Consider the following 11,293-nt stretch of genomic DNA (forward strand, 5'->3'; position numbering starts at 1 on the left):
ATGGAAAACAATTTAATTTTACCCGCACTGATTTTAGTTCCTTTCATTGCTGGTTTTATTTGTTGGTTGGTTGATAAATTTGACCAACACTTACCGCGTTGGATTGCCTTGATTGGTATGCTCATTACCTTTGGTTTGGGTATTGCACTATGGCAAACTGGTACATATAGCTACGAGTTGGGCGGTAAAGTCCCAACTTGGGCGGCTGAATTCCATCTCCCATGGATTCAGACTTTAGGGATTAGCATTCACTTGGCTGTGGATGGTTTATCTCTACTCATGGTTTTACTTACAGCGTTACTTGGTGTGCTTGCTGTTGGTTGTTCATGGGGTGAAATTCAAAAGAATGTTGGTTTCTTCCACTTAAACCTCCTTTGGAGTTTAGGTGGGGTTATCGGTGTATTCCTTGCAATTGACTTATTCTTGTTCTTCTTCTTTTGGGAGATGATGCTTGTACCAATCTATTTCTTGATTGCGTTATGGGGACACTCAGGATCAAATGGTCGTTCACGTGTTTATGCTGCAACTAAATTCTTCTTATATACACAAATTGCTGGTTTAATCATGTTAATCGGTATCTTAGGCTTAGTGGTCTATGGATATATGATGACAGGTATGATTGGTTTTGATTACAGCTACTTATTGGCTGTTGCAAACCACTTACCACCAGAAGTTGCATATGCACTTATGTTGTGTTTCTTTGTTGGTTTTGCAGTTAAATTACCTGTATTCCCATTACACGGTTGGTTACCTGATGCGCATGCACAAGCACCAACAGCGGGTTCTGTGGACTTAGCGGGTATTTTGATTAAGACAGCAGCGTACGGTCTACTTCGTTTCGTGATTCCATTCTTCCCAGCAGCGTCAGCTCAGTTTGCTGATATTGCAATCATTTTGGGTCTGATTGGTATTTTCTACGGTGCATTCTTAGCGTACCAACAAACAGACATGAAACGTCTGCTTGCGTATACGTCTATTTCACACATGGGTTTCATTTTACTTGCAATCTATGCAGGTAATATTCTGACTTTCCAAGGTCTGATGATCATGATGTTGGCACATGGTTTGTCATCTGCTGCATTGTTCATTATGTCGGGTCAAGTGTATGAACGTTTACATACCCGTGATTTACGTTTAATGGGTGGTCTTCGTGGGCAATTGCAATATTTACCATTCTTCTTGATGTTCTTTGTTGCAGCACTTGTCGGTGTACCTGGTCTAGGTAACTTTATTGGTGAATTCTTAATTCTTATGGGTTCATTCAAAGCTTATCCTGCATTCACAATCATTGCTGCTGTAAGTTTGGTATTTGCAGGTCTCTACGGTTTGATTTTGATTCACAAAGCGTTATTTGGTGAGCCAAATCCAGAACAAAAGCAACACTATACAAGCCCACTGAAAGACTTATCAGTACGTGAAGTGAGCATTTTGATGATCTGTGTGATTGGTTTACTTTGGTTAGGGCTTTACCCACAAACATTCTTGGATATGTCTCATTCAAGCATGCAGTGGTTAGTCAATAGTTATATGCCAGTACAAGAAGTTGTTGAAACTGTTCAACAGGCTGCAACTCAACTTGAACAAGTGGAGATGCGATAAACCATGAACTTCACACTTTCTTTTTCTGAGCTTATGCCGCTTGTCCCAGTGATGATTGTGGCATTGACCTCTGTTGTTGTGATGTTATTAATTGCGATTAAACGCAATCATAATCTTGTCGCAACAACGACGGTGGTCGGTTTAAACCTTTCTGCAATTTTTATTGCATACACCATGTTTAGTGGACACTTTGTTCCTGCGAACGTGATGGGCATGTTTATGGTTGATCCATTTACCATGCTCTACCAATTCCTGATTTTGATTGCTGCTTTGGCTTGTAGCACGCTTTCACATGCCTACATTGAAACGTATAAAGATAATCGTGAAGAACTTTATATCTTGTTACTTTGTTCTGTAGCAGGTGCAATGCTATTGGTTGCAAGTTCTCATTACGCTGCTTTCTTTATTAGCTTAGAGTTAATGTCAATTCCTGTGTATGGTATGTTGGCTTACACGCATCAACGTAGCCAATCTTTAGAAGCGGGAATTAAGTATCTTGTACTTTCAGCAACTGCATCTGCGATGTTGTTGATGGGTATGGCATATATCTATGCATATACAGGCTCATTGTCATTCTATGATTCTGTTCAAGCATTGATGACTGCGATCAAGCAACCAATGGTGCTATTAGGTTTAGGTCTCATTATCTTTGCTGTTGCATTTAAGCTTTCACTTGCACCATTCCATAAATGGACGCCTGATGTGTATGCAGGTGCACCAGCACCTATGGCGACATTCTTAGCAACGGCTGCCAAAGTTGCAACGATTGGTTTATTTGTACGTTACTTATTAAGTTCTGGTGCAATCTTAGTTGAATCAATAGTGACTGTTTTGACAGTCATTGCTGTGTTATCAATTTTGGTCGGTAACTTACTTGCAGTACGTCAAGTGAACTTAAAACGCATCCTTGGTTATTCATCAATTGCACACTTTGGTTACTTGTTGATTGCTTTGATTAGTATGACTTATGCAAGTTTAGGCAGTGTAACGGTTTATGTGATTACTTATGTATTTACAACAATCGGTGCATTTGGTGCAGTTGCGTTAATGTCTAGTCCATATAACAACGTTGATGAAGCACAAAGTCTTGCAGACTACCGTGGTTTGTTCTGGCGTCGTCCGATCTTGACTGCAACATTGACCGTGATGATGTTGTCATTAGCAGGGATTCCATTAACTGCAGGTTTTATTGGTAAATTCCTTGTGGTAATGGCTGCTGTAACAACTCAACATTGGTTCTTGGCTGCAATGGTCGTTGTAGGAAGTGGTATTGGCTTATATTACTACTTACGCGTGATGATCGTCATGTATATGACACCACCAGAAACACCTCGTATTGATGCTGACGCACATTGGGGAACTAAAGTTGGTGGTATCATGGTACTCGGTGCTGCATTGCTTGTATTATTACTCGGTATCTACCCAGATCCAATGATCAATTTGGCATTGAAGTCAGAAATTCTTTCTCCATTGCATTTCATGTTGTCTCAACAACAATAATGATTTGATTTGTACAAAAAAGCCTCCAAAAATTGGGGGCTTTTTTTAATGAATAGTAAAAAACAATCTATAATAGCTCTAGATTAATATTAGTTAGGTACTTACTCGTGTCGATTCAAGAAATTCGCCATCCGCTTATTCGTCATAAACTTGGTTTATTACGCCGTTCAGACATTAGCACAAAGAACTTCCGTGAATTGGCTCAAGAAGTCACGATGCTACTGACTTATGAAGCGACTAAGGATCTACCTGTTGTGGATCATGAAATTGATGGATGGGCAGGTAAAGTCTCAACTCAGCGTATCGCAGGCAAGAAAATTACCATTGTTCCTATCTTGCGTGCGGGTATTGGTATGCTTGAAGGCGTTCTTAGCCTGATTCCAAGTGCGAAAGTCAGTGTATTGGGTTTAGAACGTGATGAGGTGACTTTAGAGGTTCGTACTTACTATAAAAAATTAGTACCTGATGTTGCGAATCGCTTAGCGATGATTATTGATCCAATGCTGGCAACAGGTAACTCTTTAATTGCTGCAATTGATGTACTCAAGGCAAGTGGCTGTAAAGATATTCGTGTGATGATCTTGGTGGCTGCACCTGAAGGTATTGCAAAAGTAGAGGCTGCACATCCAGATGTTCGTATTTATACGGCTTCAATTGACCAAGGTCTAAATAAAGATGGTTATATCGTGCCTGGTTTAGGCGATGCTGGCGACAAAATATTTGGTAGTGTGCAGAAAGATTAATTTTTGAAAATATGCTTAAAAAAGAGACTTAATCCAACCGTATAGATTTTAGGGGAGGATTTAGAGTCTCTTTTTTTATATACTGAATGATAGTATTTGCAAAATTGGATGAATGTCATGAAGAAAGAATTTTATCAGGGAAAAGTTAAACAATATAATCCAGACAAAGGGTATGGTTTTATTGCAACGGCTGAAGGAGAGATCTTTTTTCATATTTCAGATTTTCCAGCAGCGGAAGGTGAGCCTAAACGCAATGAAAAAGTAAAATTTGTAGCTCTAGAAAATGCTGGCAAATTTAAAGCAGTCCAAATTGAACGTGTAGATCCGAATCCTGCAAAAACTAAAAAAAATAAAATATTGGCTCATAATGAATCGATAACGAGTGAGCTATTGTCAAACTTTCGACGTTAGGATAATGCATAATGAATAGCCCATCAGCAAATAAAAATATTTGCTTTTGCGTGATCGCCGTCCAACAGGGCAGCGTTATCTTTTGTGATGATGTCAAATTTGATATATTGCGCGGTGAATTTTGGGGGTAATGTGATGCTAAAAACTGGAACAATTAAAAAATATAATAAAGAGTGGGGTTTCCGTTATGCAAAGTGATATTGATATTGTAATTACTCAAAGTAAGGCTTTGGAAGCATTGCTGGAGCAAAAATTTGGAGCTACTGGGCGTGGTTTACATGAAAAATTGACTAGCATTGAATATCAGCTTGAAACTGGGCTAGTGAAGAATATACGTTGGATAGCCACTATGCGTAATAAAGTGGTACATGAAAATTTCCAATTAACCAATCAAAATGACTTTTTAATAAGTTGTCAGCGTGCTTTAGAGGGTTTGCAAAACACCCAAAATACTTTAAGAATTGTGGGAAATATCCAAGAAATTAATACTGTACGTGTAAATTCCTCATCACGAAATTCATATAATACAACTTCTGAACGAATTGTATCTCGTTCAAGACGAAAATCTAAACAAGAGCATGAATCAGGAGGGGTGTTTGGGACACTCATCACTGTCGTTATTTTGGGCGTAATCGGCTATTTGGTGTATGGTTTTATTCAAGGCTCTTTGCATCGTAATGAATTGGCAAATCAGCCTATCATCCAAAAAATGCTAAAAATCGCCAATACTCAAGCAGTAAATAGCAACACCAATCATTTTCAATGTGATGGTCGAAAACATTGTTCTCAAATGCGATCACTTGAAGAGGCACGTTGGTTTGTAAGAAATTGTCCAGATACAGAAATGGATAGTGATCATGACGGTAAGCCATGTGAAAATGATTCACGTTGGTAAAAAAAGATCAGGCTTAAACCTGATCTTCACAGAAATGTAAAAAGGCTTTGAGTCCAGGACCTTGATATTTTTGACGATGTACTAGCATATAAAGAGGGCGAGTCAGTTGCCAATAAGGTGTATCTAAAATAACAAGCTGTCCTTTCTCTTGAAGTGGCTCAATCGCTAGCCTTGAAACACAAGACATACCGAGACCACCCGCCACAATTTTTAAAATTGCTTCATTATGACCGAGAGTTAAACGGATATTGGCATCAGGTAAATCCTGCAAAATTGCATTGTCAAACACTTCACGTGTGCCTGAACCTTCTTCACGTAAAATCCATTCGACATGATCGAAATCTGCTGGTGTGATCGGGCGATCTAACTTTGCAAGAGGGTGATCAGGTGCACAGCAAACAGCGAGTTCGTCATCTTTCCAATGAATACATTGTAATTGGGGTAAGTGGCAAGAGCCTTCGATTAAAGCCAAATCCAGTTGAAATTGATTCACTGCTTCAATCATTTGGCGAGTATTTCCCACCTGTAACTGTAAATGTGCTTGAGGGTGATGTTGTAAGAATTCCGCCATGAGATCAGGCATCAAATAATCACTGATCGTTAAGGTTGCACCTAAACGTAAATCAATACTTTGAAGCTCACCCTTAGCGGCTTGTTCAAATGATTCACAGCGACCTAAGATTTCTAAAGCTTGAGGCAGTAAAAAACGTCCCAAGTCATTGAGTTGTAAACGCTTGCCTAAACGGTCGAATAAAGGCGCACCTAAACCATCTTCTAAATCAGCTAAAGCCATACTTGCCGCACTTTGTGTGAGTCGGACAGCATCACTCGCTTTGGTTACAGTTCCTTCCTGAGCAACCGCCACGAAAACAGCCAATTGGCGTAAGGTCATGCGCATGTTAAATAGCCTTAATGTTTTGAGTATCCATCAATTATTCGATCATGCTAACATGAGCCTACTGTTTCGTGCCACGTTCAAATCATGTCAATTGAAAAATTTAGCGTAGAAAAAGTTCTATCTGTTCATCGTTGGGCTCACAATCTTTTTAGTTTCACCATGACTCGACCTGCTCATTTTAAATTTACAGCAGGGCAGTTTGCGCGAATTGGTTTAATGGTTGATGGTGAGTTAGTTGTAAGAGCTTATTCTGTTGTTTCTTCGCCCTTTGATGAAACTTTAGAATTCTTTTCGATTGTTGTTCCCGATGGTGCATTTACGTCAAATTTGCAACATCTTAAAGTTGGTGATGAACTTTATTTAGATAAAATATCTTATGGTTATTTGACTTTGGCAAGGTATCAACAACCTTTACCGCAAGATCTTTGGCTATTGGGGACTGGTACTGGACTTGCACCATTTCTATGCATGTTACAAGACTTTGAAACTTGGAATAAATATAAACATATTCATCTGGTTTATAGCGTTCGCACAGAGTCCGAGTTGGCTTATGTGGAACGTATTGAAGAAATCGCAGCATCATTTGGTGAAGGGCATTCTGGATTTAAATTCATTCCGATTATTACCCGTGATCCCAAAGCCGCATTACATGATCGACTCCCAATTTTAATTGGTAATGGTGAATTAGAAAAAGCAGCAGGATTAGCTTTGAACCCTGCAAGTAGTCATGTGATGTTGTGTGGTAATCCTCAGATGGTTGAGGATACCAAAGAAGCACTCAAAAAACGTGGTTTAACCATGAATCGTCGTGGTGAAGGTAATATTGCAGTAGAGAATTATTGGTAGTCGTATGGTATGGATATGTCTTAATGTACAAACATATCCATAAATTCACGGATTTCTTGAATGGCAGTATCGACATCGGTATTTAGCCATGTTGGTTCAAAAATACCAATATAATGTTCTAAACGGTCTTGAGGAACAACAAGGCGAACAGGGCAATCTTCTTCGAGTAGACGCCAAGGTAAAATAGGCACTTCATTGTCTAAAAAAGGTTGTACATTTCGAATATCGATAATCATTGCATTTACACAATCAGGTAAAGGCATGACGGAGAATTCTTCAGTACGACGACGGAAGTATTCTAAATCTCCCCACTTTAAGATATAGCTTGGCTTATTAAACTCAATAATTCCTATTAAATGTTCATCACGTGTGTGATGTAAAAAACATTGATGAGTAACATCCGTGTCTAAATCAAGAGAAACACTTTGTTGACTATAGGACATAAAGCAAAACATGTGAGAAACGAAGCCGACTAGTATAGCTTATTTTTAGCGTATTCTAAAACCGACTATATTTTAAACAAAAAATTAAATAAAAAAAGTAGAGTTCTGCAAACACAGCAACGATAGTCCGAAGCTTTTTCACACAATGCAACATTGAGTATTGCTAAGATAAAAGCCTAACAAATAAAAGAATGAGGGCTGCTATGATGCATGATTTTAGTAAACCACAACCTCATGTGGCAAGTAAGGAAGAAATTGCACGTAAAAGGAAATTACCAGTCTATATGTTATTAATAGTTGGAATTTTTCTGATAGCGTTGCTTGTATTTATGATCGCCGATCATTCAGCAAATCCAACTGCTCAAGTGATGATGTCAAATCTGCAGTCTGTAATTCTGAATGCTTAAATGGCGTTGACCAAAACAATTTATCTAAAAGCTCATTAGCGTGAACTAATGAGCTTTTTTGCAAAATTATGAGTGCTTTTTGTTGTATTAGTGATGCTGTCGATTGATTGAAAAATCGACAAAAACTAAGGTGATAAACATTCATAGTTTGTGTGTTTCAACATAGAACAGTGATGGGTGATTTATATCAAGATTTAAAAATACAATATAAGGATAACTCGCATGAATGAATTTTTTAATGATCCCTCACATCGAGGGGGATTTGATGCCATGTATTACTGGGATCAGTTTCATCCAATTTTTGCAGCAATCGTGATCTTACTAGTGGGTTGGATTATTGCCTTAGTCATTGCCGCAGGTGTAAAGCGGCTATTGCAAAAGCTTGATACCAATCACAAGTTATCTTCGGCAACTGGTCATACACCCAATATTGAAAACTTGGTTTCCAAATTGGTGTTTTGGTTTATCATGATTCTCGCTGTGGTTGGCTCACTCAATGTTTTAAATATTAGTGGTGTAAGTGACCCGTTTAGCAATATGGTAGGACGAGTACTTACTTATATACCAAACTTATTTGCAGCCGTTGCAGTAGGATTTATTGGTTGGATTGTGGCCCGTTTAGTACGTGCTGGATTGACCAACGTATTATCTAGAACAGAATTAGATGAGAAGCTAAGCAGTGAAGTTGGTGTTAATGCTTTAAGTAGTAATATCGCAGAAATTTTTTACTGGTTGGTTTTATTACTATTTTTACCAATTGTGCTGTCTATTTTAGGTTTAACAGGACTGCTGATTCCTGTACAAAACATGGTAAACGAAGCGATTGCTTATCTGCCTAATTTGTTTATTGCGGGTGTGATCATTTTTGTAGGTTATATTCTCGCCAAGATTGTGCGCGGTATTGTCGAGGGATTAGGTAATAGCTTGGGACTACAAACTCAAGCTGAAAAAGTAGGATTATTTAAAAACTCAAATGTATCGAAATTTTTAGGCTCATTTGTGTTTGCAATTATTGTCATCACAGCGTTGATTGTGGCATTTGAAGCTTTAGGAATCCAAGCGATTTCTCAACCCGCAACAGCGATGTTGAATGAAATTATGTATGCAATCCCACAAATTATTGCAGCTGGTTTAATTCTAATCGTTGCCTATATTGTTTCTCGTTTTGTTGGACGTTTAGTCGCTGAACTGATTTCAGGGGCGGGAATTGATGAAATTCCAATGAAGCTTGATTTGCAACGATTCCTTGGGCAAACCCGTGTTTCTGATGTGATTGGCTACTTAATCATTTTCTTTACCATGCTGTTTGCTGTTTCAGAAGCTGCGAATCGACTTGGATTAGAGCAAGTCAGTGTACTGATTGCGATGTTTATTCAGTTTGGTGCAAGTATTTTACTTGGTGCTGTAATTTTAGTTATTGGATTTTGGCTCGCGAATGTTGTGGCGAATGTGGTTCAACGCGGTGAATACAATAGTTCACGTTGGTTAGCAAACCTAGTTCGTATTTTAATTATGGGCTTAGTGATTGCGATGGGCTTAAAGGCAATGGGTATTGCGGATTCAATTGTGAATTTGGCTTTTGGTTTGACGCTTGGTTCAGTTGCAGTTGCTTTTGCCTTGGCATTTGGTTTAGGTGGTCGTCAACCTGCAGAACGCTTATTGACAGATTTATTAGATAAGGCAAAGAATGAAGCTAAGCAACCAAATCCGTTACATAAAGAAATCACACCAAGCCCTTCGGTACCACCAATAACACCACCGACTCCACCTTATTCAGATGAATAGTAAAAAAAATCTTTGATTTTTTGAACCAATTCGACCACTCTAAGCAGGGTGGTCGTTTTGTTTGTATAAGCATTATTGAGTTTTTATCTATATCGTGATTAGGGCATATTTTAGAAAAACGAGACCTAAAACTGAGTTTTAGAGTACATATAACTGTAGTTTAATCGGATTAATCAAAAATTTGACCTGAAAAGCAATTCATTTATAGATAAAGTATCAATAGTCTCTAAATAAAAATTCTATAGAGGAGAGTGAAATGAAGAGGCCAAATCGCGTATTTGCACCGATTATAATTGCAGGTATTACTGTAGGTTTTTTGGCGAGTGCGTACAAATTTGTTGTTGCGAAATCAAATACAGCCAAAGAAAAACCAATTGAAAATACTCAAAAAGTATCTTCTACAGAAGCCGCTAACTCTTCAGATCATCATGCTTAGTGTTATTTAGCAATCGGCTTAATGTGTTAAGTGAACTAAACAAATTGAGCCGCGGCTTGAGCCGAAGACCATGCCCATTGGAAGTTATACCCTCCCAAATGACCTGTTACATCGAGTACTTCACCGATAAAATATAAGCCTTTCTGCTTTTTACTTTCCATGGTTTTTGAAGAAACTTCGCTGGTATCTACACCACCTAATGTGACTTCAGCAGTACGATATCCTTCAGTTCCAGATGGCTTAACAGAAAAGGCGTGCAATTGATCAGCAATTTGCTCTAGTTGTAAATCGCTAAAATTGCCAATCGCAGTTTCACTTTGTTCCGCCCAAATTAGTTGTTGTAGCTCAAGCACGATACTTTTCGCCGTGAATTCACTGAGCAAAGTTCTGAGTAGAACTTTGGGCTGCAACTTTTTCTTTTCCTTGAAGAATTGAACTAAATCCTGGCTCGGGAAAAAATCAATTTTAAAGCTTTCACCCACATGCCAATAATTTGAGAGCTGTAATGAACTTGGTCCACTTAAGCCTCGATGAGTAAACAACAAAGCTTCAGTAAATTGATGACGATCATTCACCAGTGTTGCATCTAAAGCATTACCACTTAAGCGTGCTGTGACTTCTTTAAAATGGTCCGAAAAGGTGAAGGGGACTAGACCCGCACGTGTTGGAAACACATGATGACCAAATTGTTGTGCCAGTTCATAACCGAAACCAGAGCCTCCTAGTGTTGGAATAGATAAGCCACCAGTCGCGACAACGAGAGATTCACAGTGATAAGTGCCTTGATTGGTTTCAATGATAAAACCTGAATCTGTTTGTGCTGTTATGCTTTGTATTTCGCAATGGGTCTGAATCTGAACGCGTTTCGCTTTATTGCATTCTGCAAGTAAAAGTTGAAGGATTTCTTTTGCGCCTTTGATTGTAAAGAGCTGACCGTGTTTACGTTCTTCATATTCAATACCATATTCGCAGACCAAACCAATAAAATCCCAGTTGGTGTAACGAGTGAGCGCTGAAATAACAAAGTGTGGATTTTCAGAAATATAATTTGATGGTTCAACATCTAGGTTAGTGAAGTTACACTTGCCACCACCAGACATTAGAATTTTTTTACCTACTTTATTGGCTTTTTCTAATACGACAACGGAACGTCCACGTTTACCAGCCTCTGCAGCCAACATCAAGCCTGATGCACCTGCACCTAAAACAACAACATCAACTTGATGAACCATGAGGATTACTCGGTAGACGAAAAGCGAGCGATTATAAAAGATTTAAGCGAAGTTTAGTACGCACAATTCACAATGCCCAAATTATTTGTAATCGATAT

12 protein-coding genes are annotated in these 11,293 nt (G+C 38.6%); 9 read left to right on the top strand and 3 right to left on the bottom strand.

Features of this window, described 5'->3' with window-relative positions:
• From nuoM to O1450_RS03300, 5 genes are all read left to right on the top strand, one after another.
• Positions 1-1,599: an NADH-quinone oxidoreductase subunit M gene (gene nuoM, locus O1450_RS03280; RefSeq protein WP_269229679.1), complete on the top strand. Its 1,599-nt coding sequence runs from the start codon at positions 1-3 to the stop codon at positions 1,597-1,599.
• A gap of 3 nt (positions 1,600-1,602) precedes the next feature.
• Positions 1,603-3,099: an NADH-quinone oxidoreductase subunit NuoN gene (gene nuoN / locus O1450_RS03285; protein ID WP_269229680.1), complete on the top strand. Its 1,497-nt coding sequence runs from the start codon at positions 1,603-1,605 to the stop codon at positions 3,097-3,099.
• A 107-nt stretch (positions 3,100-3,206) separates the two neighbouring features.
• Positions 3,207-3,842: a uracil phosphoribosyltransferase gene (upp, locus tag O1450_RS03290; protein WP_269229681.1), complete on the top strand. Its 636-nt coding sequence runs from the start codon at positions 3,207-3,209 to the stop codon at positions 3,840-3,842.
• A 117-nt stretch (positions 3,843-3,959) separates the two neighbouring features.
• Positions 3,960-4,253 carry a cold-shock protein gene (locus tag O1450_RS03295; protein ID WP_241337006.1) on the top strand — a complete coding sequence of 98 codons (294 nt, stop codon included), beginning with the start codon at positions 3,960-3,962 and terminating at the stop codon, positions 4,251-4,253.
• Positions 4,254-4,440: 187 nt separating this feature from the next.
• On the top strand, positions 4,441-5,148 hold the full coding sequence (locus O1450_RS03300) for an excalibur calcium-binding domain-containing protein (RefSeq protein ID WP_269229682.1): 708 nt from the start codon (positions 4,441-4,443) through the stop codon (positions 5,146-5,148).
• A 13-nt stretch (positions 5,149-5,161) separates the two neighbouring features.
• Here the strand turns inward: O1450_RS03300 and gigC are convergent, their stop codons facing one another.
• A complete protein-coding gene (gene gigC / locus O1450_RS03305) occupies positions 5,162-6,046 on the bottom strand; it encodes a LysR family transcriptional regulator GigC (protein ID WP_269229683.1) in 885 nt (294 codons plus the stop codon).
• Positions 6,047-6,130: 84 nt separating this feature from the next.
• On the opposite strand from gigC, the gene O1450_RS03310 reads away from it, so the two are divergent.
• Positions 6,131-6,892, top strand: a complete 762-nt coding sequence (locus O1450_RS03310; RefSeq protein WP_269229684.1) for a ferredoxin--NADP reductase — start codon at positions 6,131-6,133, stop codon at positions 6,890-6,892.
• A 20-nt stretch (positions 6,893-6,912) separates the two neighbouring features.
• On the opposite strand, the gene O1450_RS03315 is transcribed toward O1450_RS03310, so the two are convergent.
• Positions 6,913-7,335 (bottom strand): hypothetical protein, encoded by a 423-nt coding sequence (locus O1450_RS03315; protein WP_016652946.1) that lies wholly within the window; start codon positions 7,333-7,335, stop codon positions 6,913-6,915.
• A 206-nt stretch (positions 7,336-7,541) separates the two neighbouring features.
• On the opposite strand from O1450_RS03315, the gene O1450_RS03320 reads away from it, so the two are divergent.
• The 3 genes from O1450_RS03320 (at position 7,542) to O1450_RS03330 (ending at position 9,963) form a co-directional block, all read left to right on the top strand.
• Positions 7,542-7,742, top strand: a complete 201-nt coding sequence (locus tag O1450_RS03320) for a hypothetical protein (protein WP_269230404.1) — start codon at positions 7,542-7,544, stop codon at positions 7,740-7,742.
• Positions 7,743-7,964: 222 nt separating this feature from the next.
• Positions 7,965-9,527 (top strand): mechanosensitive ion channel, encoded by a 1,563-nt coding sequence (locus O1450_RS03325; protein WP_269229685.1) that lies wholly within the window; start codon positions 7,965-7,967, stop codon positions 9,525-9,527.
• A 256-nt stretch (positions 9,528-9,783) separates the two neighbouring features.
• Positions 9,784-9,963 (top strand): hypothetical protein, encoded by a 180-nt coding sequence (locus O1450_RS03330; protein ID WP_004663725.1) that lies wholly within the window; start codon positions 9,784-9,786, stop codon positions 9,961-9,963.
• Positions 9,964-9,998: 35 nt separating this feature from the next.
• On the opposite strand, the gene O1450_RS03335 is transcribed toward O1450_RS03330, so the two are convergent.
• A complete protein-coding gene (locus O1450_RS03335; RefSeq protein ID WP_269229686.1) occupies positions 9,999-11,195 on the bottom strand; it encodes an NAD(P)/FAD-dependent oxidoreductase in 1,197 nt (398 codons plus the stop codon).
• Positions 11,196-11,293: the final 98 nt, after the last annotated feature.

This window comes from Acinetobacter sp. TR11 (assembly GCF_027105035.1).
In the GTDB taxonomy this organism is placed as follows: domain Bacteria; phylum Pseudomonadota; class Gammaproteobacteria; order Pseudomonadales; family Moraxellaceae; genus Acinetobacter.

What these genes read in the sequence shown, in the direction of transcription:
- nuoM (WP_269229679.1), top strand. Translation starts at nt 1, where the DNA reads ATGGAAAACAATTTAATTTTACCCGCACTGATTTTAGTTCCTTTCATT.
- nuoN (WP_269229680.1), top strand. Translation starts at nt 1,603, where the DNA reads ATGAACTTCACACTTTCTTTTTCTGAGCTTATGCCGCTTGTCCCAGTG.
- O1450_RS03295 (WP_241337006.1), top strand. Translation starts at nt 3,960, where the DNA reads ATGAAGAAAGAATTTTATCAGGGAAAAGTTAAACAATATAATCCAGAC.
- O1450_RS03300 (WP_269229682.1), top strand. Translation starts at nt 4,441, where the DNA reads ATGCAAAGTGATATTGATATTGTAATTACTCAAAGTAAGGCTTTGGAA.
- gigC (WP_269229683.1), bottom strand. Translation starts at nt 6,046, where the DNA reads ATGCGCATGACCTTACGCCAATTGGCTGTTTTCGTGGCGGTTGCTCAG.
- O1450_RS03310 (WP_269229684.1), top strand. Translation starts at nt 6,131, where the DNA reads ATGTCAATTGAAAAATTTAGCGTAGAAAAAGTTCTATCTGTTCATCGT.
- O1450_RS03315 (WP_016652946.1), bottom strand. Translation starts at nt 7,335, where the DNA reads ATGTCCTATAGTCAACAAAGTGTTTCTCTTGATTTAGACACGGATGTT.
- O1450_RS03320 (WP_269230404.1), top strand. Translation starts at nt 7,542, where the DNA reads ATGCATGATTTTAGTAAACCACAACCTCATGTGGCAAGTAAGGAAGAA.
- O1450_RS03325 (WP_269229685.1), top strand. Translation starts at nt 7,965, where the DNA reads ATGAATGAATTTTTTAATGATCCCTCACATCGAGGGGGATTTGATGCC.
- O1450_RS03330 (WP_004663725.1), top strand. Translation starts at nt 9,784, where the DNA reads ATGAAGAGGCCAAATCGCGTATTTGCACCGATTATAATTGCAGGTATT.
- O1450_RS03335 (WP_269229686.1), bottom strand. Translation starts at nt 11,195, where the DNA reads ATGGTTCATCAAGTTGATGTTGTTGTTTTAGGTGCAGGTGCATCAGGC.